We start from the raw sequence: 25204 nt of genomic DNA on the forward strand, positions 1-25204 counted from the left end.
TCTTTTCCTGGCCACAGCGGGGTCGCTTTTTCGGAAGCCTTCGTCGCCGGGTGAACTCGCCTTCCGGTCGTGACGCCGCCCCGTGGTTCTCGCGGCTAGATGGTGAGCGCGGACTCGATGCGCCTGAGGTGGTGCCTGGCCAGGGCGAGGTTGGAGCGGTCGCGGTCGAGCACCAGGTAGAGGAAGGTGTGGCCGGCGCTGTCGGACAGCAGCCTGATGATGTGATACTGCCTGGCCAGCGTGATGAGGATGTCCTCGACGGAGTCGTTGATGTTCAGCGCGGCCATGGTCCGCACCTTGGCCCGGACGACCTCGGTGTTGCCCGCGGCGGCGACTTCCAGATCGAGGTCGCGGCCTCCACCGATCGTGCCGAGAGACATGCCGCTTTCGTAGTCGACCAGCGCCGCGCCGACCGCGCCGTCGATCGTCATGGTCTCCTTGAGGGCGGTTTCGATGTTCATGATCTTCTTTCCCGGGCGAGCGACCGCACCTCGGCGCCTCGCCGAGGAGGGGACTTATCGGACATACAGATGGGGCAGTTTGTGGCTGTCGATACGTAAAGTACACTTAACTACTACCGTTAGTGAAGTGCAATATGGTCTAGTAGCGGATGAACAGCTCATTAGGGGAGATATCCGAAGTTCGTGGCCGGGGGCATGACCTGTCCCGTCCCACGGATTCAGGGGTGTCGCGCCGCGTCCGGGCGTCTCCCGGCTCGTCCGGAGTGCACGGGCGCCAAGGTCGCGTCGTCTCCCGTCCGAGCGCCCGTGAAAGAGCCGAGGGAGACATCCGGTGGTGAAGACCGGCCCACATTCCGTACGTGAACGACTCACCCTCAGCGAGCAGAACCAGAGGTGACGCTGTGCCGTCGTCGGCCGCCATCCAGCCGATGCCGTCTCGTGGAGCGGCCGGCCGCTCCCCTTCCCCGAACGGGATGACGGCGTGACCGCCGGGGAGCCGGAGATCCTGGGCGAGATCGGAAGATGCCTGCAGCAACTCTCCCGCGAGCGGTTCTCCGGCGTGCTCCGCGTCGAAGGAGGCCCGGGAGGAGCGCTGTGGGTGCGGGACGGCCTCGTGGTGGCCGCCACGACACCGGCGGCCCCCGGCCCCGAATCGCTGCTGCTGCGCTCGGGCAGGGTGTCGGAGAAGGACTGGACCGACGCGTACACGACCGGTGCCCCCGCCGACCGGCTCGCCGCCGAACTCGCCGAGCGCGGCGTCATCGGCGAGGCGGGTCTGGAGGCGGTGTGCCTGGCCGCGCTCTTCGACGCGGTGTTCGCCATGGTCCTGTACGGCGTCGAGTCGTGCGCCGCCGAACCGGTGGGCTCCGGCGACCGCCGGCCGCTGCTGCCCGTCCTGCCGGGGATCGGGCACGAACGGCTGGCACGGGAGACCGCGCGCCGTATGGGATACGTGGAGACCTGGCGACGGCTGGGCCTGTCCATGCGCGTCAGGCCCGTGCCCCCGGCCGTCTCCGTTCCCACGCTGCTCGGCGCCGACCGCATCCGCCGCGCCGTCCTGGACCGGGCGAACGGGCGCCGGACGCCGCGGGACATCGCCTTCGTCCTGGGCAAGGGCCTGTTCGCGGTGATGAGCGAGATCGCGAGGATGGTCGAGGAAGGGGTGCTCGACCTCGGCGGTTCCCCGGCGGGAGAGGTGACGCCCGCTCCCGAGCCCGCGGCGGAGGATCCGGACGAGAGTCCGGCTCCCGGGCTGCCGCGCCGCCATCCGGGCACCAGCAAGGTCAACGAGATACTGGCCGCCGCAGGGGGAGGACCGATCCCCTCCCGGCCCCTCCTCGCGCTGCGGTCCCTGCCCTCGCTTCCGCCTTCCTGGGAACCGGAGGGCGATTGACCTCCTTCCCACGGTCGAAGCCAGGGGACTCCGACCCTCACGGGTCGGGTTTCCTGCTTCATCGCCGTTTGCCCGCCAGGAGGAAAACTCTCCCTTTTGAGGTCTTACCTCGGCTCCACAGGCGTTTTCCCTCTCCGCCGGCCCGGCGGCGAGGGTGGTGCGGGTCATACGTGCGGCGGCTTGGTCGTCGCCACCGCACGCACATGCTGACGACCTGTGCGGTGTCTTGCCGCGTTTTCTTCCCACGCCTGAAGGCGGGGCGCTCCACGTTGAAAGGAACACGATGACCAGGCAAGCGGTGCTCGCCGAGCTGAAGATCCTGCGCGATCAGGTGGCCGGTGTGATGGAGACGGCCGTCGCGTCCGTGGACGGGCTGCTCGTCGCGGCCGACAGCGAGGGGCCGAGGCCGGAGGTGCTGGCGGCGCTGGCCGCCGCCACGCTCGGCCTGGGCAAGCGGACGGGCTACGAGGTGGGCATGGGGGAGCTTCGTGAGGTGGTGACCCGCTGCCGCAGCGGGTACATCGTCGTCTACGCCGTGCGTCAGGAGGCGCTGCTCGTCGTGCTCGCCGACGAGGGATTGGACGTCTCCCGGTTGCACGTGGAGTCCCGGCCCACGGTCGAGCGGCTGGGCGCGCTCCTCGTCGCCACCTGACCGGCACTCCACCCGCGACCGGGATCCCGCTCACCGCCGGAGCCGTACCCGCGACCGGCTCTCGTCCGGGAACCGGGCCGTACCCGTGACCGGGCTCTCGTCGGTGAGCGGAGTCGTACCCGCGACCGGGATCCGGTCGTTCAGGACACGTCGACCCAGTCGAGGGTGCGCTCGACCGCCTTCTTCCAGTGGGCGTAGCCGTCGGCCCGCTGCTCGTCCGACCACTGGGGCTCCCAGCGGCGGCCCTCCTGCCAGTTCTGCTTGAGCTCGTCGGTCGACTTCCAGAAGCCGACGGCGAGCCCCGCCGCGTACGCGGCCCCCAGAGCGGTCGTCTCCGCCACGACGGGCCGGGAGACGGGCACGCCGAGGATGTCGGCCTGGATCTGCATGCACAGGTCGTTGGCGGTGACGCCGCCGTCGACGCGCAGGACGTCGAGGGCGACGCCCGAGTCCTGTCGCATCGCCTCGACCACGTCGCGGCTCTGGTAGCAGATGGACTCCAGGGTGGCCCGCGCGAGGTGGGCGTTGTTGTTGAAGCGCGACAGGCCGACGATGGCGCCCCGGGCGTCGGATCGCCAGTACGGGGCGAAGAGGCCGGAGAAGGCGGGGACGAAGTAGACGCCGCCGTTGTCCTCGACCTGCCGGGCGAGCGCCTCGCTCTGCGACGCCCCCGAGATGATGCCGAGCTGGTCGCGCAGCCACTGCACCGCGGAGCCGGTCACCGCGATGGAGCCCTCAAGGGCGTACACCGGAGGCTCCTCGCCGAAGCGGTAGCAGACGGTGGTGAGCAGGCCGTTCTGGGACCGCACCAGCTCGGTGCCGGTGTTGAGCAGCAGGAAGTTGCCGGTCCCGTAGGTGTTCTTGGCCTCGCCGACGCCGAAGCAGACCTGTCCGACGGTGGCGGCCTGCTGGTCGCCGAGGTCGCCGGAGAGCGGGACCTCGCCTCCCAGCGGGCCTCTCGCCAGGGTGGTGCCGTACAGGCCGGGGTGGGAGGAGGGGGCGATGGCCGGCAGCATCCGGCGGGGGATGCCGAAGAACGACAGCAGCTCGTCGTCCCAGTCGAGGGTCTCCAGGTCCATCAGCATCGTGCGGCTGGCGTTCGTCGGGTCGGTGACGTGCACGCCGCCGTCGGGGCCGCCGGTCAGGTTCCACAGCAGCCACGAGTCGGTGTTGCCGAAGATCGCGTCCCCGGCCTCGGCCGCCTCGCGCACCCCCTGGACGTTCTCCAGGATCCACTGGATCTTGCCGCCGGAGAAGTACGTCGCCGGGGGCAGGCCCGCCTTGTGACGGATGACGTCGCCCCTGCCGTCGCGGTCCAGGGCCGAGGCGATCCGGTCGGTACGGGTGTCCTGCCAGACGATCGCGTTGTGGTACGGGCGCCCGGTTCTGCGGTTCCAGACCACCGCGGTCTCGCGCTGGTTGGTGACGCCGAGCGCGGCGAGGTCGGAGGCGGAGAGTCCCGCCCTGTTCATCGCGGTCTCGATCACCGCCCTCGTGCGCTCCCAGATCTCCGTGGGGTTGTGCTCGACCCACCCGGCCCGCGGCAGGATCTGCTCGTGTTCGAGCTGGTGGCGACCTATCTCGTTACCGCCGTGATCGAAGATCATGAAGCGGGTGCTCGTCGTTCCCTGGTCGATGGCTCCGACGAAGTCAGGCATGGATGGTGCCTCCTCTGTGAGACTCTCCGGGAGATCTGCCGCTCTCCCCGTAACGGTTCTCGGCCGTGGTCGTCGTCCCGCTCCTGTTCAGGCGGTGTCGGCTTTCTCGTCGGACGGCATCCGCCCCACCTCGGGCTCGGCCTCCTCGGAAGGAAGGAACCTGGAGATCAGGACCTGGTACAGGAACGCCCCGATCAGCCCTCCGATCACCGGCGCCACGATCGGCACCCAGAAGTACAGTTGGCCGTACTGATCCTGCCAGGCGGTCTCATACCCGGTGAGGTACGAGGCAAGCCGGGGCCCGAAGTCGCGGGCGGGGTTGATGGCGTACCCCGCGTTGGTGCCCCAGGCCATGCCGATGGCCACGACGATCAGGCCGATCACGAAGGGGGCGAGGTTGGCCATCGGCGCCGAGTTGCGCGCGTCGGAGACGGCGAGGATGAGCAGGAGCAGGATCGCGGTGCCGATCACCTGGTCGCGGAAGGCGCCCCAGGTGCCGATGGGCAGGGTCCCGTTGCCCGGCAGGGTCGAGAAGACGCCCTGGGTCTTGATCGTGAGCCCGGGGTCGGCCTTCTGCAGCACCTCGCTGTAGTTGAAGCGGACGATGAGCGCCGCCACGAACGCGCCCGCGGTCTGTGCCAGGGCGTAGGGCAGGACCTTGCGCCAGGAGAAGCCCTTGAAGGCGGCGAGGGCGACGGTGACGGCCGGGTTGAGGTGGGCTCCGCTGGTGCGTGCCGCGACGTAGACGCCCAGGGTCACCCCGAGTCCCCATGCCCACGCGATGCTGTCGTGGTCGCCGATCTCGGCCGCCGCGACCTGGGCCACCACCCCCACCCCGAACAGGATAAGGATCATGGTGCCCACGAACTCGGCTGCCATCTCGCCAAGAAGACCCCGGTTTTTCAGGCGTTCTGCCATATTTCCCCCTCACGGCGCCGCTCCGGATGCTCGGACGGTAGGCACGAATTCCAGGGCGGTCAACGATTTCGTGACGAGATTGTTGATTTTTGGTCAACAATCTAAGTAATTGGCAACGCCACCGAAACATGCCCTTATGTCCCTACTTGTGATGTAACCGTCGAGTAAGAATCCCGTCACCTTCCGGGATTCCGCGTGAGGACGTCCTCTTCTCCGGGCCGCCCGGTGCCGCCCGGTGTCTCCAGCGCCCTCCCGGCGCAGCCAAGAGCCGCTCGGGCGGGAACCTTTGCCGGGTGCGGAGGTCAACTCGCAGGTCAGAGGGGGATGAGAAGCGTATCTTCAGTGCGCTTGGAGGAATTCGATGGGCCGTCTCAGAATGTGCAGGGCCGGTGTGGCCGTCGTCGCGACGGGAGCCGTGCTGGCCGGATGCGGATCGACGGGGCCGGATGAGAATGACGAACAGAAGGCCAGGGTGGCGGCTGCGGCGAAGGCGTCGGCCGCCGCGGCCTCGCAGGCCAACCTCCTCAAGGCCAAGACGGAGGCCGCCGCCAAGGTCAAGGCCAACGAGCTCGGGCAGGTGCCCGTCCTCATGTATCACCGGATCGTCGACAAACCCTCCACCCAGGACGACCGCACCCCCAAGCAGTTCCGTACCGAGTTGGAGCGGCTCGCCAAGGAGGACTACGTCGCGATCACCGCGGCCGAGTTCGTCACCGGGCGCATCGACATCCCGGCGGGCAAGCACCCCGTCGTCCTCACCTTCGACGACTCCTCGCCCTCGCAGTTCGATCTGGACGGGATGGGCCTGCCCAAGCCGAACACCGCCGTCGCGATCCTCCAAGAGGTCGCCAAGGCACACCCGGGCTTCCGAGGGGTCGGAACGTTCTATGTGACGCGCGACATGTTCGGCAAGGCGACGCCCGAGGAGGGGGCGCAGATGCTCCTCTGGCTCGCCGAGAAGGGCTTCGACATCGGCAACCACACCCGCGACCATCTCAACCTGAGGGGCAAGCCGAAGAAGGAGGTGAACACGGAGGTGGCGGCGGGCCACCGGCTCATCACCGACCTGATCAAGGTGCCGCCGGTCACGCTCGCCCTGCCGTACGGCAACCAGCCCGACGGCAAGGAGTGGGGACGCAAGGGCTCCTCGGGCGACGTCTCCTACGACTACGGCGGCGTCTTCCTGGCCGGTTACACCCCGGCGATGTCACCGTTCAACAAGAAGTTCGACCCGCTCGGCATCCCGCGCATCCGCTCGATGGACAAGAAGGGCGACTGCGCGAAGTTCTGCTCCGTGGCCTGGCTCGACTGGCTGAAGGCGAACGCCGACGAACGCTACACCTCCGACGGCGACGTGAAGACGGTCGCCTTCCCCAAGTTCAAGGCCCCCTTCGTGGCCAAGTCCTTCACCGACCGCGTCCTGCCCTACTGACCCGGCCCGGCCTGACCGGAAACGGTTTGGGTCAGCCCGGATTGACCTTAATCATCCCGAACTGATCTGAACCTGCCGAGGATCGGTCCTGGCCTACCGATCCTCGGCCGGACGGTCGATGTCTCTTCGATGTGTCCCGAGGCGGCCGAGCAGGACCCGAGCGTGTCCCGAGGTTTCCCGCGGGGCACCGGGATCAGCCGGGGAGTTCCTCGAGGGGAACCGTCACGGTGGTCGTCGAGCCGTTGGGGCGCAGGGTCTCCACCTTCGCGTCGTCGCCGGGCTTGAGCTGCGCGAGGACCGTCGCCAGCTCCTGGGTCGACGGGGTGGGGGTGCCGTTGACCGAGACGATCAGATCTCCGGCCTTGAGTCCCGCCCTCTCCGCGCCGCTGTTCCTCTGTACCCGTACGACGCTGACGCCCGCGGGCTCCCCGTTCATGTCGATCACGGTCTGTACGACGACGCCGAGCGCGGCCCTGCGGGTGTTGGTGACCTTGCCGTCCCTGATGATCTGCGTGGCGACGTCCTTGGCGGTGTTGGCCGGGATCGCGAAGCCGATGCCGGGGGCCTGGGCGTTGCCGAGTTCGGGGTTGACGGCGGTCAGGGTCGGCACGCCGACGACCTCGCCCCTGAGGTTGACCAGGGCGCCGCCGCTGTTGCCCGGATTGATGGGGGCGGATGTCTGGATGGCCCCGGTGATCGTCGCGCCCGGCGAGCCCTCGCCCCCGGGTTCGGTGATCGTGCGGCCCAGCGCCGAGACGATCCCGTCGGTGACGCTGCCCGACAGGCCCAGCGGGTTGCCCATCGCCATCACGATCTCACCGACGCGCAGCCTGGCGGAGTCGCCGAAGACGGCGGGCCTCAGCCCGGCCGGGTCCTCCACCTTGATCACGGCCAGGTCGCCCAGCTCGAAGGAGTTGACCAGCCTCGCCGTACGCGGGGCGCCGCCGCTGGCGAGCGTGACCTCGAAACGCTTGGAGCTCCCGACCACGTGGGCGTTGGTGATGATGTGCCCGGCGTCGTCGTAGACGACCCCCGAGCCGAGGCCGTTGTCGGTGGTGATCTGCACGATGGACGGCAGCACCTTGGCGATCGTCCGCTCGTACGCGGTCTCCAGGGCGTCCGGGACGTACGCGGGCGCGGGGGAGTCCGGCGGGGACGCTTCGGCGGAGGTGCTCGCCGGCGCGCCGGGTGTGGGGGCGACGGGTGAGCCGACCATCCCGGATGTTCGCAGTTCCGGGCCCTGACCGCAGCCCGCGAGTGTCACGGCGGCGGCCAGTAGCGCGACGCCTGTCTTTGATACCCCCATACAAGGGTATTTGCCCAGCTCAGGGAGGAAGATACGCCTTGTGAGGGTTGTCGCGGCGGAGCCCGCCCGATCGTGAGCGCGCCGACCTCTCGCGCACCCCATGCCGGGGTCGGCGGAGTGACATTCTGTTCATGGGACGGAAAAGGCGGTCACCTGGGCGGATGTGCCTCCCGTAGCCGAAGCGTAATAAACGACGATGCGTCGAATCTTTCCGAGGTGACATAACCTGGCGCGTATGGCGGACGTCGGCGGCAATTCCTCCGGGCGCTCTCATGAGAGATACATCCCCTCATACGAGGCGCCCACGGCTCCCATACCCGCCATACCCGCCGAAGACGGCTCGATCATCAGTCCTCGGGTGCCCCGGCGGTTTCCCATCGGCGACGGCGAGGAGACCGTTCTGGTCTCCGGGCCTCCTGGATCGTTCCCTCGCCCTCCATCCTCGCCGGGTACGGCGTCGGGCGACGGGCGGGACGAGCCTGAGGAGGACGCCGGCCAGGTGCGCGAGTCAGGCGGTCTCGGCACGATCCCGGTCAGGCAGGTAGGCGGCTCCGCGGGGCTCTGGCGCCCCGATCGGACCGGCATGCCCGGCCGGACGGGTGGAGGGGCACCGGCGGGCGCGGCCGGAGGGCGGAGCGCGGCGGGGCAGGGCGACCGGCTCGGCAGCGGGCGGGACGGTGGACAGAGCGACGGGCAGGGCACGGCGGCCGGATGGCCAGGCGCGGCGCGGCGGCCCGGCGTGTTCGCGGAGTCCGGCGCGCAGGACCGGCCGGAGGTGCAGAGCGGGCCGCAGGCACGGGGCGGGACCAAGAGGTCCGGCGGCCTGCTGATGCGGATCGGCGACATCCCGATCCGGTTGGCCTACAGCCTGGGTGCCGCCGTCCTCACCGGTGTCATCGTGGCCCTGATCTTCGTCCTGTTCTCCGGTGACCAGCCCAAGGACCCGGCGGGGGTCGGCAGGGCCGTGATGCCCGCCGCGAAGCCCTCGCCCACCGTCTCGCCGATCACACTGCCGGCCCTGCCGGGCGCGACCGCCCTGCAGGTCCTGCCGGGCACGCCGAGTACGGTGCTGGGCGCGGTGACCGACACGAGGTCCGCGCTCACCTACGCCAGCCTGGGAACGCCGTGGGAGAGCAAGGCCGTGCCGTCGTTCTCGGTCGGCCAGCAGGTCGGCGCGACCCGTCTGCCGCGCACGGTCATCGCCTCGGGGCCACTGCCCGGCGCCACCCCGGCCAAGGCGCTCAAGAGCGACGCCGACTACCGCAGGGCGGCGCTGAACGCGGTGAGGTGGACGATCCGCGGCCACCACCCTGCGGGTAGCAAGGTCGTCTGGACCGCCTCGCAGCGGCCCGCCGGAGGCAAGGGATGGCTGCTCGCCTACAAGGTCACCTATGAGGTCAACGGCAGGAAGCGCACCTCGCAGTCGGCGCTCGCCGTGATCGACGTGGGCCGTCGCAAGCCCTCGATGCTCTTCGTGACCGTGCCCGACGGGCGCAAGCGGCTCTGGGCCGACATCGCTCCGCTGATGGCGAGCGTCCGCGCCCTCTGACCCCTTCCGCGTCCGTCCGGCCCCGGCTCACCGGGGAGGCCGACGGGCGCAGAACGGGTGCCCTCCGCGCGGTGAGTCCGGGGTCGGAAGCCTCGGCGTGCGGGATTCTCTCCGGTTGTCCACGGCGCGAGATCGCGTGCCCGGAAGGTGATCTCGCGCGTTGTGATGGAAGTACCTTCTAGAATATGGTTCTGGCATTGAATCCTGTCTGGAGGCTGTCATGGCGATCGGATTGAGTGAGGAGCACGAGGCGCTCCGGGAGTCGGTGACCAGGTGGGCGGAGCGCAACATCCCGTCCGGGACCGTGCGCGCCGCCGTCGCGGCGGAGGGTGGGGAACGCCCCGGTTTCTGGGCAGGACTGGCCGACCAGGGCCTGCTCGGCCTGCACATCCCCGAGGAGCACGGCGGCAGCGGTTACGGCCTGCTGGAGACCGTCGTCGCCGTCGAGGCCCTCGGCGAGCGCGTCGCCCCAGGCCCGTACGTCCCCACGGTGCTGGCCGGCGCCGTGATCCTCGCCTCCGACGGCAAGGCCCAGGCCGAGCTCCTGCCCGGTCTCGCCGACGGCACGCTGACCGGTGCGGTCGCGCTGGGCGCCTCCGTCACCGGCACCCGCGCGAAGGACGGCACCCTCACGATCGGCGGCGTCGCCGAGCCGGTCCTGGGCGGCGCGTCGGCCGACGTCCTGGTGCTCCCCGTGAGCACCGACCGAGGCGAGGAGTGGGTCGCGGTGGACGCCTCCGCGGCGACCGTCACCCCGGTCAGGTCGCTCGACCTCACCCGGGGGGTGGCCAAGGTCGAGCTGGACGCGGTCACCGTACCGGCGGGGCGGATCCTCGACCGGCTGCGGGGCTCGCAGGTCCTGGATCTGGCCGCGATCCTGTTCGGCGCGGAGGCCGCGGGCGTCGCGTCGTGGTGCGTGACCGCCGCCGCCGAGTACGCCAAGGTGCGCGTGCAGTTCGGCCGCCCGATCGGGCAGTTCCAGGGGGTCAAGCACAAGGCGTCCCGGATGCTCGTCGCCCTGGAGCAGGCCCGCGCGACCGTGTGGGACGCCGTCCGCGCCGCCGAGGTGACGGGCGGCACCGAGGTGTCGGCCGACGAACGGGCGTACGCCGCCGCGATCGCCGGTGTGGTCGCCCCCGACGCGGCTGTGCTCTGCGCCAAGGACGCCATCCAGATCTTCGGCGGCATCGGTTACACCTACGAGCACGACGCCCACCTGTACTACCGGCGCGCGCTCACCCTGCGCGCCCTGCTCGGCTCCTCGGGGGAGTGGGCGGAGAAGGTCGCGGAGCTGGCACTGAACGGCGTGAGCCGGGAGCTGGAGATCGAGCTGCCCGACGAGGCCGCCGAGCTGCGCGAGAGCATCCGGACCGAGATCGCCGGGATCGCCGCGCTGGAGGGCCAGGAGCAGAAGCGGGCACTGGCGAGCGCCGGATACGTCATGCCGCACCTGGCCAGGCCCTGGGGACGCGACGCCAAGCCGCTGGAGCAGGTCCTCATCTTCCAGGAGCTCAAGGCCGCGAAGGTCAGGCTGCCCCAGATGATCATCGGTGCCTGGGTGGTGCCCTCGATCGTCACATACGGCACCCCCGAGCAGCAGGAGCGCTTCCTGCCGCCCACGCTGAGCGGCGAGATGATCTGGTGTCAGCTCTTCTCCGAGCCCGGTGCGGGCTCCGACCTGGCGAACGTGCAGATGAAGGCCGAGAAGGTCGAGGGCGGCTGGCGGCTCAACGGTCAGAAGATCTGGACCTCGGTGGCGCACTTCGCCGAGTGGGGCATCTGCATCGCCCGCAACTCCTCCGAGGGGTCCAAGCACGAGGGCATCACCTACTTCCTGGTCGACATGAAGGGGGCCGGCGTCACGGTCAGGCCGCTCACCGAGATGACGGGGGAGAACCTGTTCAACGAGGTCTTCCTCGACGACGTGTTCGTCCCCGACGAGCTCGTCGTCGGCGAGGTCGGGCAGGGCTGGAAGGTCGCGAGGAACACGCTGTCCAACGAGCGGGTTTCGCTCTCCTCCGGTTCCGGCGGCACCGGCTCGTCCGTCCCCGACCTGCTCGGCCTGACCGGGCGCCTCGGCAGGGAGCTGACCCCCGCCGAGCGCCAGGAACTGGCCCGCGTGGTCTGCGAGGGCCACTCGATCGCCGCGCTCGGACTGCGGGTGACCCTGAAGCAGCTGACCGGCCAGGAGCCCGGCGCCGACGCATCGGTCCGCAAGTTCCTGTCCACCTCGCACGCCCAGCACGTCTCGGAGTGCGCGGTCTCGTTGCTCGGTTCCTCGGCCGTCGTCGCCGCCGACATGAAGCTCGGCGACGCGGGCTACTGGAACCGCGCGATCCTCTCCACCCGGGCCATGACGATCTACGGCGGTACCACGGAGGTGCAGCTCAACATCATCGCCGAACGCATGCTCGGCCTGCCCCGCGACCCCGAGCCGGGGAAGTGAGCCGTCTGCCGTGGTGAGGGGACGCGCTCGGTTCGTCCCGAGTGCCCGCGCCCGGGGAGTGACCCGCCTCCCGTCGTGAGCGTAAGGAAGGCGCGTTCTCGCCCGCCCGTGATCCTGCGGGCGGGCACCGCAGGTCAAGGGCGGTTATTTCAGTACAGGTCGGGTTTGACCCCTTCGGTTAGGCTTCGCGCATGTCGATGCGGTTCCGGCCAGGTGTGGTCGTCCGGAGCGCCGTGGCCGGCGCGATCCCGCTGCGCTGGTTCGGCGCCCTGATCCGCCGGGTCTACCCCCGGCTGGACGCCGAACTGGCCCGTGCCGAAGAATTCGTGCCACGCGGCGGCACCGCCGTCGACGTGGGCGTCTGGTACGGGCCGTGGACCGCGAGGCTTCGGAGGCTCGGCTGCGACGTCGTCTCGATCGAGGCGAACCCCCGCCTGGCCGCCATGCTCGGGCGGACCTTTCCCGACGTCCGGGTGATCGCGGCGGGTGCCTCGGACAGCTCGGGCACGGCGCGGCTGTGGATACCCGGCGGCGGGCGGGGAGCGGAGGCCACGGCCTCGCTCGTCCACGGCGAGGGGGAGGGGGTGCCGGTGGACATCCCGACCGTCACCATCGACGAGCTGGACCTGAAGGACGTCCGTTTCATCAAGGTCGATGTGGAGGGCCACGAACTCGCCGCGCTGCGCGGCGCCGCGCGGACCGTCCACCGGGACCGGCCCGTCCTGCTGGTCGAGTTGGAGACCAGACACCAGGACATCGGCCTGGTCGTCGACCAGCTCGCGGAGTGGGGCTACACCGGCTCCGTCCTCACCGGCGGCACCTGGGTTCCGCTGGACGGCTTCGACCTGGCCGCCCACCAGGCGGCGGCGGTCGGCGAGGTGGAGCGGAGCTTCGTCTCCCGTCTCGTCAGGCCCGGCGGTGAGTACGTGAACATGGTGCTGTTCCGTCCCACCGTCTCGTAGTGCGCGCCCCCCGCGTGTCCGCTCTCGGCGCCATCGCCTCCCGCGTGTTCGCCCTCGGTGCCCTCGCCTCCCGCGTCTCCGCCCTCCGCGCGCTCACCCCCCGAGCCCTCACCTCCCGCGCGCTCGCCCCCCGCACCCCCGTCCCGCACCCGGCCGCGGGGCACGTCTTCGCGTCGTTCCTGGTCCCGGCCCTGGTGGGGCTCGCCCTCGGGGTGCTCGCGCTCTGGCCCGCGCTCGGCTCCGGTTTCGTGCTCCGCTACGACATGGTGTTCGTGCCCGACCCGCCGATCCCGGCGCGGAGCGGCGGTTTCCCCCGTGCCGTGCCGAGCGACCTCGTGGTGGCCCTGCTCTCCTCGGTCCTTCCCGGCCAGATCGCGCAGAAGGCGATCCTGTTGGGGATCTTCGTGCTCGCCGCGACGGGCGCCGCGGCCCTGGTGCCGGGGGAGCGCCGGATCGCCCGGCTGGTCGCCGCGGTCTTCTACGCCTGGAACGTCTACCTCGCCCAGCGGTTGCTGCTCGGCCAGTGGGCGCTGCTGCTCGGGTACGCGGGCCTGCCGTGGGCGGTACGCGCGGTCACCCGAGGGGGGATGCGCAGGACGGTCCTCGCGCTGATCCCCGCGGCGATCGGGGGCTTCCAGGCGATGCTCGTCTCGGCGATGGCGGTCGTGCCGGTGGCGGGCCGCCGGGCGCCGCGAGCGCTGCTCGCCGTCGCCGTGCTGAGCCTGCCGTGGCTGGTCCCGGCGCTGGGCAGCTCCGCCGTCACCGATCCGGCCGGGGTCCGGGCCTTCGCACCACGGGCGGACGGGCCGTTGGGCACCCTCGGCAGCCTGCTCACCCTCGGCGGCGTGTGGAACTCCGGAGCGGCCGTACCGGGACAGGAGACCTGGTGGTCGGCCCTCGTCCGGCTCGCGGTGGCCGTGGCGGCGGTGACCGGGTACGCCCTCCTCGCGCGGGGGTGGCCGTCGGCGGGCCACGTGGCCGGGGGCGGGCCGGTCGCGAAGAGCGGACGGGGTACGGCTGGGGGCGGGCGGGACAGCGGGCGGCCCGCGTACTGGGGTGGGCTGACGGTCGCCTCGGTGGCGGGGCTGACGGTGGCGTGTGCCGGGGCCTTCCTGCCGGGGGCGGTGGAGGCGCTGGTCGGGCTGTGGCCCGGCTTCGGACCGCTCCGCGACGGGCAGCTCTATCTCGCCCCCTTCGCCTTGCTGCAGGCGGTCGGCCTGGCCGCGGTGACCGCGCGCCTGTCCCCGGTGATCCGTCCCGGCATGCTCGTGCTGCCCCTGCTGGTGCTGCCCACCTTCGCGTTGGGGGCGTTCGGCAGGCTGGTCGCGGTCGACTACCACCCGGACTGGTCCGGGGTGCGGAGCGTCGTGGACGCGGATCCCGTGCCGGGGGCGCTGCTGACGCTGCCGTGGGGGGCCTACCGGGTGTTCGGCTGGAACGGGGGCCGGGTGGTGCTCGACCCGGCCGTCAAGTCCTTCCGGCGCGAGGTCGTCTGGAACGACGGCCTGCCGGTCGGGCTGGGAGACGGTCGTACGCTCGTCCTCGCGGGCGAGGATCCGAGGGCGCGCAGGGTCGGCGCGATCCTCGCGGGGTCCGGCCCGCTGACCGGGCCGCTGGCCGCTGAGGGGATCAGCCACGTGCTGGTCCAGAGGTCGAGCGAGAACTTGTTTCGTTCCAGACTGCCCGGCGCGCGGCTGATATTCGCTGGTCAGGAGCTCGTGCTGTACCGCCTCTGATCCTCTGGGACGCGAATACACCGAGATTTACCAGCTGGTAGCATTTTCCACACACTTTCGGCGATTGACTAGCTGAGTACCTGTATCAGGTTCTACTGTCAGGCAGACCGCACGACCGCGCGTTGGAGGGAGAACTCGGGTGTTGCGAGTGATTGCCGCTCTGGCGGTAGGGGCAGTGCTGGCGGTCGGAGCCTCGGTGGCCGTCGTGAACGTCGCGGCACCGACCCCCGAGCCGCCCAACAGGCCGCTCTACAACTACGGCAACAGGTGACGCGCGAAGGCCGCGGATCGGTCCTGGCGCTCACCTGAGCATCCGGCCCTCGGGGGCGGAGACCCGCTCCGGATCACGTCGACGAGACAGGGCCTGGCCGCCGCATGCGCGAAAACCCTCGGTGCCGTCGTTCTCGCACGCCGGACAGCGACATTCACCCCATAAAGTGACACCTCGTCCGGAGAGCGCGGAGCGTACGGGGGCACGGAGCGCTCGGAGAATTCGGAGATAGGAGTGGTCGTGGCCGGACAGGGCGCCAGGGCGACCCGCCGGGCGTCGGGCCCGTCCCCCGCGGGCCTGGTGGCCGCGACGGCGCGGCAGCGGCCGTTGCTGCGCGGGGTGCGCGTCGCCGTCCTGAACTTCCGTGAGCCGCTGCAGTCGGTGGCGGGGGGCGCCGAGGAGTACGCCTGGCAGGTGAGCCGCCACCTGGTGGGGCAGGGGGCGTCGGTCACCTTCGTCACCTCCAAGGAGGCGGGGCAGTCCTCGGCCGAGGAACGGGACGGCATCGCGCTGCGGCGGATGGGCAACCCGTTCCTGGTCTATCTGCTGGTCCCGCTCTGGATGCTGCTGCGGCGCCGGCGCTTCGACGTCGTCATCGACTGCATGAACGGCATCCCCTTCTTCGCCCCTCTGGTCACCGGACGGCGCACGGTCGTCATCTCCCTGGTGCACCACGTGCACGACCGCCAGTTCTACGCCTTCTTCCCGCGCTGGCTGGCCCGTATCGGCTGCTTCATCGAGGGGCCGGTCGCCCGGCTGGTCTACCGGCGCCGCGCGACCGTCACGGTCTCCGAGTCCTCCAGGAAGGAGTTGCGCGAGCGGCTCGGCTGGCTCGCGCCGATCCAGATCATCCCGAACGGCAGCCCGGTGGCGCGCCTGGTCGCGAGCGGCGAGGGCGTGGCGGGGGACCCCTCGGTGGTCTACCTCGGCAGGCTCGTGGGCCACAAGCGCGTCGAACGGGTGGTGGACCTCGCGGGAGACCTCGAAGGGGCGTGGCCGGGCATCCACGTGCACGTCGTCGGGCGCGGCTGCGAACAGGAGCGGCTCGCGGCACACGCCGCCCGCCGCGGCCTCGAAGACCGGGTCCACCTGCACGGCTTCCTGCCCGAGGCCGCCAAGAACGCGATCCTGGGGGCGGCGCGGGTCAACGTCACCGCCTCGGAGTTCGAGGGCTGGGGGCTGACCGTGATCGAGGCCGCCGCGCTCGGCGTCCCGACCGTCGCCTACGACGTCGCGGGACTGCGCGACTCGGTGCGTGACGGTGTCACGGGCTGGCTGGTCGGGGAGGGGGAGGCGCTCGCCGACGTGGTGGACCGCGCGCTGCGGGAACTGTCGGACCCGGCCAGGCGCGAGGAGATCCAGCAGGCGTGCAGGCTCTGGGCGGCCGAATTCACCTGGGGGAGAACGGGCGCTACGATGACCGGACTAATCACCACAGAACTATCTAAAAACGGCCGCCACCTTCATGTATCCGATCTCTGTCTCGCCGCGGGTGAGACCGACCCGCCATAAGTGACGGTGATCCCCGAGGCGTGGATCACCCGCCTTTCCGCACCTCCCTCCGAGTTCGGAGCCTCCGACACCGGGCTTCGCCGCAGGCTCAGGCTGCTCGCCGGGTGCCTCTTCCTCGCCGCCGTCGCCTTCCACATGGCGCCGGGCATGCTCATCGCCGAGACGAAGCTGGACATGCCGATCAACCCGATCGGCTTCCTCTCCCAGGCGCTGAGCATGTGGGACCAGGACTACCTGGGACACCTGCAGAACCAGGCGTACGGCTACATCTTCCCGATGGGTCCCTTCTACACCCTGCTGATCAACGCGGGCATGCCCCCGTGGGTGGTGCAGCGGCTCTGGGTGACGCTGATCCTGTGCGTCGCCTTCGTCGGCGTCGCCCAGCTGGCCAGGGCGCTGCGGATCGGCGGGCAGCTCGCCGGGGTGCTGGCCGGTCTCGCCTACGCGCTCGCCCCGCACGCGCAGGCGCTCATGGGCTTCAACTCCGTGGAGTTCGCCCCCAGCGCCGTCCTGCCCTGGGTGCTGCTCTTCCTCGTCAGGGGCGCGCAGGGGGAGACGAGCCCGCGCAGGGCCGCCTGCCTGTCGGCGCTCGTGTTCCTGTTCGCGGGCGGCATCAACGCCGCCGCCGAACTGGCCGTGCTCGTGGTACCGATGATCTACCTGCTCACCCGGGCGCGCGGCCCGCGCAAGCGACGGCTCATCGCCTGGTGGCTCGCCGCGATCGCCGCCGTGTCGTTCTGGTGGCTCGTCCCGCTGGTGCTGCTCGGCCGCTACGTCTTCTCCTTCATGCCCTTCACCGAGAACGCGTGGACGACCACGGTCGTGGGCTCGCTCACCAACGTGCTGCGCGGCATGAACAGCTGGGTCGCCTTCCTGCCGGTGGACGGACGCCCCTTCCTGCCCGCCGCCTACGAGCACGCCACCGTGCCCTGGCTCGTGCTGGTCACCGCGCTCGTCGCCGGGCTGGGGCTGGCCGGGCTCACCCTCGCGCGCACGCCCGAGCGGACCTTCCTGATCCTGACCGCGCTCGTGGGCGTCGCCGTCCTCGTCGCGGGCCACGCCGGGCCGCTCGCCGAACCCCTCAGGGCGCTGCTGGACGGCCCGCTCGCGCCGTTCCGCAACCTGCACAAGTTCAACGCGCTCGTACGGCTGCCGCTGGTGCTCGGACTCGCCGCGTTCGTCTCCTACGTGGGAGCGCGCAGGCCCGCCGTCCGCCTCCCCGCTGTGGTGGTGGGGGCCGGGCTGGTCGGGCTCACCCTCGTCCCCGTCGCCACCGCGGGCATCGCCCCGAGCGGCGCCTTCGCCGACGTCCCCGAGCACTGGCGGCAGGCGGCCTCCTGGCTGGACGACCGGGCCGAGGAGGGCACCGTGCTGGTCCTGCCCGGAGCCCGGCGAGGCGAGTACACCTGGGGGCGTCCGCTCGACGAGCCGTTCCAGCCACTGCTGAAGAAGGCCCGCTGGGTGAGCAACACGATCGTGCCGTGGGGCACGGCCGGCTCCAACCGGCTCGTCAAGGCGATCGACGACCGCTTCGCCAACGGGCAGGGATCGGAAGGGCTCACCCGGACGCTGCGCCGGATGGGAGTGCGCTACCTGCTGATCCGCAACGACCTCGACAGGGTCGCCTTCGGTGACGCGTGGCCCGCCCGGGTGCACGAGGCGCTGGACCGCTCTCCCGGCCTGACCCGGGTACGCGGCTTCGGGCCCACGGTCGGCTTCGAGGACTCCCAGACCGGCGCGAGCTGGCTCGACCAGCCGTACACGTCCCTGGAGATCTACGAGGTCACCGGGGCGCGTCCCGTCGTCGGCACGGTCGCGGCGCGGCGGCCGCTGCGGGTCTCCGGCGGTCCCGAGGCACTGCTCACCATGGCCGAGGAGGGGGTCCTCGAAGACGACCGGCCGGTGATCCTCGGCGACGACCCCGGAGCGGACGCGATCCCCGCCGCCGACACGGTGCTCACCGACACCATGCGGCGGCGCGAGCTGGTGGTGAGCGACCTGCGCAGGCCGTACGGCGAGACGATGACGCCGGACGAGCCCTATGAGGGGTACGGGCCCGCCTACGACCTCACCGACCCCGGCTGGTCCGATCCCGGCACCGTCGCCGCCTTCATCGGGATCAAGGGGGTGACCGCCTCCTCCTCACAGTCCGGGCTCGGGGTGACCCCGGGAACCCGCGACAGCGGGCAGCAGCCGTACGCGGCGGTGGACTTCGACCTGCGCACCGGCTGGCGCTCCACCGGCTGGAAGCCGGCCACCGAGCAGTGGCTGGAGGTACAGCTCGCCAAACCGACCTCGGTGCCCTTCATCCAGGCGGTCTTCGAACGCTCGGAGGAGACGGTGACGGTCTCCGAGGTCATGGTCGAGACCGACGCCGGCAGGGTGCGCACCCGGCTCGGCCTCACCTCGCTGTGGGAGCGGCTGAACGTTCCGCAGGGCGAGACGTCCCGGATCCGGATCCGGGTCACCGGCGTCCTGCGTGACCCCAACCCCCGGGTCGGCATCACCGAGCTGTCCATTCCCGGGGTCCGCGCGGAGCGCACGCTCGTGGTGCCGCCCGTCTCCTCGTCCGCATCCTCGGCCGACCCCGCTTCGCCCGGGCAGACGGTCGTGACCAGCCGGACGGACACCGCCCCCGGCTGCATGCTCGGCTCCTACGCCTGGACCTGCGCGGACAGGCTGCGCTTCGTGGGCGAGGACGGTTACGCCTTCGACAGGTTGGTCCCCGTCGCCGAGGGAAGGCAGACGCTGGCGGGCAGGGCCGTGCTCACCGACCGGCGGGTGGCCGAGACCGTGCTGATGCCGGAGGGGAGCTTCCCCCGCGTCACCGCCTCCTCCACCGCGAGCGACATCCCGGCCACCGGCGCCTACGCGGCCTTCGACGACGACCGCAGGACCATCTGGTACGCCGGGGACAAGGACCTGGAGCCCTCGCTCTCCTTCGAGCTGGGCAGGGAGATGACCCTGTCCCGGCTGCGCGTCGACTTCCCCGACACCAGGCTGGGCGCTCCGCCGGTCCGGGTCACCGTCACGACCGACGACGGCGTCCGGTACGCCTGGGCCTCGAAGGACGGGTGGATCCACTTCGCGCCGATGAGGGCGAGCCGGGTGAAGCTCACCTTCGCCGCCCTCGGCTCCTGGCGGATGGAGGTGCTCGGGGTGGCGATCCCAGGGGTCGAGCCGCTGCCCACCCCGGACACGCAGCCGGTGAGGATGCCCTGCGGGCTCGGTCCGACGCTCACCGTGAACGGGGTCGCGACGCCCACCGAGATCCACAGCGGGACCCTGGGCGACCTGCTCAACGGCCGTCCGGTCGGCTACCGGGCCTGTGAGGCGGTGGAGACGCGGGACGGCACGCTGCGGGTGCGCGCCGCCGCGCTCCAGGGCTTCCGGGTGGACTCGATGGTCCTGCGCGCCGCCGACGCGGAGGGCGAGGGGAGCGGCGACGGTGCGGCGAACGGCGCCGAGGACGCCGCGGGGAGTCGAAGGAGCCCGAAGAGCCCGAACGGAAGCGGCGCCGGGAGGACCGAGAGGACCGAGAGGACCGAGAGCACCGGGAACGCGGGAAACGCCGGGGGCACCGGGAGTGCGGAGAGAGCCGGGAATGCCGGAGGCGCCGCGGCGCCGGAGGTGGTCCTGCGGCCCGCGACCGTCGAGAGCTGGGAGGCGGGGGAGCGCCGGGTGAGGGTCTCCACGACGGAGCCCTCCTACCTGGCGCTCGGCGAGAACTTCAACAAAGGCTGGCAGGCGTCGTTCGACGGACGCGTGCTGGAACCGGCGAGGCTGGACGGGTGGCGGCAGGCGTGGCTGCTGCCCCCCGGGAGCGGGACCGTGGTGATGACGTACGCCCCCGACGGCCTGTATCGGATGTCGCTGGTCGTGGGATGGGTGCTGGTCGCGCTGGTCGTCGCGCTCGCTCTGGTCCGCCCCCGCCGCCCGCTCCGCGAGCTTCCCGCGTCGCCGCCCGCGGTGCTGCGGGCGGCCTGGCTGTGGCCGCCGGCCCTCGTGCTGGGCCTGGTGGCCGAGGGGTGGGCCGGTGCCGCCCTGGCCGGTCTGGTGGCGGCACTCGCCCTGTGGCTGCGGGGCATCGCGGGGGCCGAGCACAGCGCGGGCGGCCCGCTGTACAGGATCGGCCGGGTGCTGCTCACACCGTTCCCCGTGGTGGCGGCGCTCGGCGGGGCCGGTCTCGCGCTCGGCTACGGCGGGGCGGCGGGGGCGGCGGGGGCACAGTATCTCTCCCTGGTCGCCGTGGGCCTGTTGTTCGCCGCGGCGCGCGTGTCGAGGTCGCCCCGCCGTTGGCTGCGGGCGTGGGAGAAGGACGATCCCCTCCAACCCGTGGAGCGACGATGATCGGCCGGAGACCGCGCGGTGTGCTCGTCCTGGTCGCCGGTGCCTTCCTGATCACGCTGGCCGCGCTGGTGCGCCTCTACATCTATCCCAGCGGCCTGGTACTGCCCGCGGAGCAGGACCGGATCACCAAGCTGACCACCGAGTCCGGCTCCTACTTCGACACCGCCACCCTGCGCACGCACCGGGGCGTCCCGCTGGAGACGGCCGTGGCCAGATACGGGGACACGGTCAGGTCCACGCCGGACGTCGCGGTGTGGACGGAGTTCGTCTCCCTCGCCACCCGCGACGGGCGGCGCATCGACTACCACGAGCGGCGGGCCGCGTTCGACCGCCGTACGGGGCAGGCGGTCAACTGCTGCGAGAACTACGTCGACGAGAACGGCAACCCCGCCCCGCGCGGGCTGGTGTTCCGCTGGCCCTTCGGAGCCGGGCCGGTCGCCTACCAGGTCTACGACCCGCTCGTCCGGCGTCCGGTGGCCGCCCGCTTCGAGGGGATCGAGACCCTGTACGGCGTCCGGGTCAACCGCTACGCGCAGCGTCTGGTCAACGAGCGGCTCGTCCAGCGGGCGATGGAACTGCCGGGGACGGTCCTCGGGCTGGGCGGCAGGGAGACGTTCCCCGTCAACGCCTACCTCGAAGGGACCCGTACCTTCTGGGTGGAACCGGAGAGCGGGATGGTGATCGGGGTCAGGGAGAACCTGGTCAAGACCCTGCGCACCGACGACGGTGCGGGACGGCTGGTCGCGCTCGCCGCCGACATGCGCACCAGCACCGGGGACGAGCGGTGGAACGCGGGGGAGGCGCGGCAGTTCCTTCGCTGGGCGACACTCGTCAATCGGGTGATCCCGCTGTCGTGCGCCGTGCTCGGCGTGCTGCTGCTGTTCGCGGGTTTGCGCCTGCAGAGTCGCGCCTCCGCCGCCCCCGCCCCCGCTCCCGGCGCCGGAGCCGCAACGCCGGAGCCTCGATCAGCCGATGGCTGAGGTCGGCGAGCAGGACGGTGAACGCGGTGCACACCACCAGCGTCGTGAGCAGATCGCCGCTGAAGCTCTGCTGCCCGGTCAGCTCGTACCAGCCCACGATCACCACGAACTGCCACAGGAAGACGCCGTAGGAGATGCGGCCGAGATAGCGCATCACCCGGTTGCCGAGCAGCGAGCGCAGCGGCGAGGGTTCGGAGGTCTGCAGGGCCACGGGAGCGAGCAGGGCGAGGACGAAGACCGTGTAGAGGGTCATCTCGAAGATGTCCGTCCACAGGTCCTGGACCTCGAAGAGGCGGCCTCCCGCGATGGGGCTGGCCGCGACGGCGTAGACGAAAGCGGCGATGATCCAGCAGGTCACCCACGACTCGCGCACCCCCCTGGTGAGCCGTCGCACCGGGGCGTCGGGGTCGGTCTCGGCGTGCGCCCAGAACGAGACGACGGCGAGGGCCATGCCCGTCGCGAAGTAGAGCATCGACCGGGGGAGCCAGAGCCCGAGTTCGGGGCGGTGCGCGGGGATGTGGCTGAAGACCGCCCAGAGGGGGGAGACCAGGGCGAGGGCGCCGATGCCGACGAGCAGCCGCTTGGCCCTGGCCGCGGGGTCCGCGCCGCGCCGCGCGATGGCGCGCAGCGCGACGGCGAGGAGCGGGAGGGCGAGATAGAAGGTCATCTCGACCGAGAGGCTCCACATCTGCCCGAGCCCCGGCGGGCTCGCGCCGGCCCACCACGGCTCCGGCACGTAGTTCTGCACCAGCAGCAGGAAGGGCAGCCAGTTGACGGGTTCGGCCGCCTGCGGCCACGACCACAGCGGCAGCGCGACGGCGACCACGAGCCAGTACGCGGGCAGGATGCGCAGCGCGCGCTTCCACAGGTAACCGCCGGCGCCGGGGGGCGCCTCACCTCGCACGACCTCGCCGGCCCAGGGCCGGTAGAGGAGGAAGCCCGACAGCAGGAAGAAGATCGGCACCCCGATGTCGCCCCTGGAGAGCAGGGCGGGCAGAAACCCCTCCCTGAGGGAGGCGCCCGTCGTGCTCGCCACGTGGTAGAGAAGGACGCCGAAGGAGGCGACCGCGCGGACGCCGTCCATCGCGTCGAGATGCCCGCCGACCGCGGGAAGATCCCGCACGTCCCTGCCGGTGGACCCCTGGTGAACCGGCATAGAACCTGTTTCGGTCACTTTTCGGCATCCCTGGTGACTGTGGATGTTTGCCAGCACTAACATATCGCGAAATGGAACTTGTTATAGGGTGAGCGGGATATATGTGTAGCGGGCGGCCCCAGGAGGAGCGATGCGTCGCGTCATCGGTTTGATATTCATCGGACTCGGGGCGTTTCTCATCGTTCTGGCACCGCTCGTGCGGTTCCAGGTGGCGACCGGTCTCATCGCCGCTCCCGCCGACCAGTACGGCATCAGCAAGCTGGAGGCCGTCGACGCCCAGTACTTCAGCCCCGGGGACCTGAAGGTCGTGAAGGGCAACCTTGACATTACCGTCACCACCAGGGGGGACGTTACCGCGGCCGAAGGCGACCGGGTCGTCTGGGAGGAGGCCACGGCGGTCAACGACGTCACCAACAAGAACCCCCTCATCTCGTTCAGCGAGCGTCGCAGCGCGTTCAACAAGTACACGGGCGAGGGCGTGAACTGCTGCAACGTCAACGTCGACAAGACCCCCGTGCAACTCCAGGGGCAGATCTACAAGTGGCCCTTCGACGTCGAGAAGAAGACGTACAGCGTGTTCAACGCGATCACCGGCAAGGCGTTCGACGCCAATTTCGTCGGTGAGGAGCAGGTCGGAGGGCTCTCGGTCTACCGGTTCGAGCAGACCGTCCCGCCAACCAAGATCGACACCGTCACCGTCCCGGCCTCCATCCTCGGCATGGACGATCCCGGCGACGTGCAGGCGGACCGCGTCTACGACGGCGTCAACACCTTCTGGATCGAGCCGGCCACCGGCTCGCCGGTGCGGCAGGAACAGCGGCGCCACGACGTCCTCAAGACCTCGGACGGCGTCGAGCGCTCGCTCGCCTTCGCCGCCGACGTGAAGATGACCCAGAACACCGTGGACGACCTGGTCAAGAACGCGCTCGACAGCAGGAACAGCATCACGCTGCTCAAGACCATGATCCCGCTGGTGCTCCTGCTGATCGGCCTCGCCCTGGTCGTCACCGGCGCCCTGCTCGTGAGGCGCCGCAGGGACATGTGAGAGACCGGGGGCGCCGGGCCCCGGGCGGGGAAGGTGTGGAGGGAGGCCGTGGGCACGCGCCCGCGGCCTCCCTTTCCGTTCGCCGCGAACCTTGTGGACCGTCGTTCCCCGTACGTGTCACTGGAACATGTTCCATCGTTTTTCCTGCTTCATTACTCACGAGTAGCTTAGGTTTTCTGTCGAAAGAAAGGTTCTCTATTAGAACGCGTTGCAGTTAGTTTGACGCGGTCGTACAGTCGCAGCATGCGGACACGTGTTACCGACATGCTCGGGATCGAATTTCCGATCTTCGCGTTCAGCCACTGCCGTGACGTCGTCGCCGAGGTCAGTCGCGCGGGGGGGATGGGCGTGCTCGGCGCCCTCTACTTCACCCCCGAGGAGCTCGAGACGGAGCTCAAGTGGATCGACGACCACGTCGACGGCAAACCGTACGGCGTCGACGTGGTCATGCCCGCCTCGTACGCGGGCTCCGACCTCGGCGTCGACTCGCCAGAGGACCTCGTGGGACGGCTCCAGGGGATGATCCCCCAGGGCCACCGGGACTTCGTCGACGGCCTGCTCGCCTCCCACGGCGTGCCACCGCTCTCGGCCGACGCGGACGCGGGCAAGGTGCTGCTCGGCTGGACCGACGCCACCGCGCGCCCGCAGGTCGAGGTGGCCCTGCGGCACCCGATCGCACTGCTCGCCAACGCGCTGGGCCCGCCCCCCGCCGACGTGGTCGACCAGGCGCACGCCAAGGGGGTGAAGGTCGCCGCGCTCGCCTCCACCCCGAGGCACGCGATCAAGCAGGTCGAGGTCGGGGTGGACATCGTCGTCGCCCAGGGCACCGAGGCGGGCGGGCACACCGGGGAGATCTCCACGATGGTCCTCATCCCGCAGGTCGTGGACGCCGTCGACGTCCCCGTACTGGCCGCGGGCGGCATCGGCGACGGCCGCCAGATGGCGGCCGGGCTCGCGCTCGGCGCCGAGGGCGTGTGGACGGGATCGATCTGGCTCGCCGTGGAGGAGGCCGACACCTCCGAGGTGGTCAAGCGCCGCATCCTGGGGGCGACCTCGCGCGACACCGTGCGCTCGCGGTCGTGGACCGGCAAGCCCGCCCGGCTGCTCAGGAACGAGTGGACCGACGCCTGGGAGTCCCAGGAGTCGCCCGGCACGCTCCCCATGCCGCTGCAGTTCATGCTGATCTCCGACGCGCTCCGCAGGATCGGCCGTTCCGACGCGACCGAGCTGGCGACCTTCCCGGCCGGGCAGATCATCGGCGCGATGAACCAGGTCAGGTCCACCAGGGACGTCGTCTTCGGCATGATCGAGCAGTACGTCGAGGCAATGGAACGATTGGGTCGCATTACCGGTGAGTAGGTAGCTCATGTCCGAAGG

17 protein-coding genes and 1 pseudogene are annotated in these 25204 nt (G+C 70.8%); 13 read left to right on the plus strand and 5 right to left on the minus strand.

Annotation, left to right across the window (positions count from 1 at the left end):
• Nucleotides 1-95: 95 nt before the first annotated feature.
• Nucleotides 96-461: a hypothetical protein gene (locus tag ABT352_RS20955; RefSeq protein WP_502992879.1), complete on the minus strand. Its 366-nt coding sequence runs from the start codon at nucleotides 459-461 to the stop codon at nucleotides 96-98.
• A 481-nt stretch (nucleotides 462-942) separates the two neighbouring features.
• On the opposite strand from ABT352_RS20955, the gene ABT352_RS20960 reads away from it, so the two are divergent.
• Both ABT352_RS20960 and ABT352_RS20965 read left to right on the plus strand, forming a co-directional pair.
• On the plus strand, nucleotides 943-1854 hold the full coding sequence (locus tag ABT352_RS20960; protein ID WP_350946533.1) for a DUF4388 domain-containing protein: 912 nt from the start codon (nucleotides 943-945) through the stop codon (nucleotides 1852-1854).
• A gap of 283 nt (nucleotides 1855-2137) precedes the next feature.
• A complete protein-coding gene (locus ABT352_RS20965; RefSeq protein ID WP_350946534.1) occupies nucleotides 2138-2506 on the plus strand; it encodes a roadblock/LC7 domain-containing protein in 369 nt (122 codons plus the stop codon).
• Nucleotides 2507-2646: 140 nt separating this feature from the next.
• Here the strand turns inward: ABT352_RS20965 and glpK are convergent, their stop codons facing one another.
• A complete protein-coding gene (gene glpK / locus ABT352_RS20970) occupies nucleotides 2647-4164 on the minus strand; it encodes a glycerol kinase GlpK (protein WP_350946535.1) in 1518 nt (505 codons plus the stop codon).
• Between the two features lie 87 nt (nucleotides 4165-4251).
• Entirely contained in the window at nucleotides 4252-5082 is an 831-nt protein-coding gene (locus ABT352_RS20975; protein WP_350946536.1) for an MIP/aquaporin family protein, read from the minus strand.
• Nucleotides 5083-5443: 361 nt separating this feature from the next.
• On the opposite strand from ABT352_RS20975, the gene ABT352_RS20980 reads away from it, so the two are divergent.
• Entirely contained in the window at nucleotides 5444-6514 is a 1071-nt protein-coding gene (locus ABT352_RS20980; protein ID WP_350946537.1) for a polysaccharide deacetylase family protein, read from the plus strand.
• Nucleotides 6515-6707: 193 nt separating this feature from the next.
• On the opposite strand, the gene ABT352_RS20985 is transcribed toward ABT352_RS20980, so the two are convergent.
• Nucleotides 6708-7820 carry a S1C family serine protease gene (locus ABT352_RS20985; protein WP_350946538.1) on the minus strand — a complete coding sequence of 371 codons (1113 nt, stop codon included), beginning with the start codon at nucleotides 7818-7820 and terminating at the stop codon, nucleotides 6708-6710.
• A 499-nt stretch (nucleotides 7821-8319) separates the two neighbouring features.
• On the opposite strand from ABT352_RS20985, the gene ABT352_RS20990 reads away from it, so the two are divergent.
• The 8 genes and pseudogenes from ABT352_RS20990 to pgfA (ABT352_RS21025) form a co-directional block, all read left to right on the plus strand.
• Nucleotides 8320-9369 carry a hypothetical protein gene (locus ABT352_RS20990; RefSeq protein WP_350946539.1) on the plus strand — a complete coding sequence of 350 codons (1050 nt, stop codon included), beginning with the start codon at nucleotides 8320-8322 and terminating at the stop codon, nucleotides 9367-9369.
• A gap of 220 nt (nucleotides 9370-9589) precedes the next feature.
• Nucleotides 9590-11815 carry an acyl-CoA dehydrogenase family protein gene (locus ABT352_RS20995; protein WP_350946540.1) on the plus strand — a complete coding sequence of 742 codons (2226 nt, stop codon included), beginning with the start codon at nucleotides 9590-9592 and terminating at the stop codon, nucleotides 11813-11815.
• Between the two features lie 191 nt (nucleotides 11816-12006).
• Nucleotides 12007-12777 (plus strand): FkbM family methyltransferase, encoded by a 771-nt coding sequence (locus ABT352_RS21000; RefSeq protein ID WP_350946541.1) that lies wholly within the window; start codon nucleotides 12007-12009, stop codon nucleotides 12775-12777.
• Complete coding sequence (locus ABT352_RS21005; RefSeq protein WP_350946542.1) at nucleotides 12777-14513, plus strand: MmpA family trehalose lipid delivery protein; 1737 nt, start codon at nucleotides 12777-12779, stop codon at nucleotides 14511-14513. The genes ABT352_RS21000 and ABT352_RS21005 overlap by 1 nt, the downstream gene beginning before the upstream one ends.
• 139 nt (nucleotides 14514-14652) lie before the next feature.
• Complete coding sequence (locus ABT352_RS21010) at nucleotides 14653-14784, plus strand: hypothetical protein (RefSeq protein ID WP_350946543.1); 132 nt, start codon at nucleotides 14653-14655, stop codon at nucleotides 14782-14784.
• Between the two features lie 240 nt (nucleotides 14785-15024).
• Nucleotides 15025-16296, plus strand: a complete 1272-nt coding sequence (locus ABT352_RS21015) for a glycosyltransferase family 4 protein (protein ID WP_502992880.1) — start codon at nucleotides 15025-15027, stop codon at nucleotides 16294-16296.
• Complete coding sequence (locus tag ABT352_RS21020) at nucleotides 16297-20646, plus strand: alpha-(1->3)-arabinofuranosyltransferase domain-containing protein (protein WP_350946544.1); 4350 nt, start codon at nucleotides 16297-16299, stop codon at nucleotides 20644-20646.
• Nucleotides 20643-21485 (plus strand): annotated as a pseudogene (gene pgfA, locus ABT352_RS21025) (cell envelope lipid trafficking protein PgfA); the annotation flags it as partial. The gene ABT352_RS21020 and the pseudogene pgfA (ABT352_RS21025), both read left to right, overlap by 4 nt.
• Here the strand turns inward: pgfA (ABT352_RS21025) and ABT352_RS21030 are convergent.
• A complete protein-coding gene (locus tag ABT352_RS21030; protein WP_502992881.1) occupies nucleotides 21478-22782 on the minus strand; it encodes an acyltransferase family protein in 1305 nt (434 codons plus the stop codon). The pseudogene pgfA (ABT352_RS21025) and the gene ABT352_RS21030 overlap by 8 nt on opposite strands.
• A 130-nt stretch (nucleotides 22783-22912) precedes the next feature.
• On the opposite strand from ABT352_RS21030, the gene pgfA (ABT352_RS21035) reads away from it, so the two are divergent.
• A complete protein-coding gene (pgfA, locus tag ABT352_RS21035) occupies nucleotides 22913-23827 on the plus strand; it encodes a cell envelope lipid trafficking protein PgfA (RefSeq protein WP_350946546.1) in 915 nt (304 codons plus the stop codon).
• Between the two features lie 243 nt (nucleotides 23828-24070).
• Nucleotides 24071-25186, plus strand: a complete 1116-nt coding sequence (locus ABT352_RS21040) for an NAD(P)H-dependent flavin oxidoreductase (RefSeq protein ID WP_350946547.1) — start codon at nucleotides 24071-24073, stop codon at nucleotides 25184-25186.
• The last annotated feature ends 18 nt before the right edge of the window (nucleotides 25187-25204 follow it).

It is taken from the genome of Streptosporangium sp. NPDC000563, from assembly GCF_040299985.1.
In the GTDB taxonomy this organism is placed as follows: Bacteria; Actinomycetota; Actinomycetes; order Streptosporangiales; family Streptosporangiaceae; genus Streptosporangium.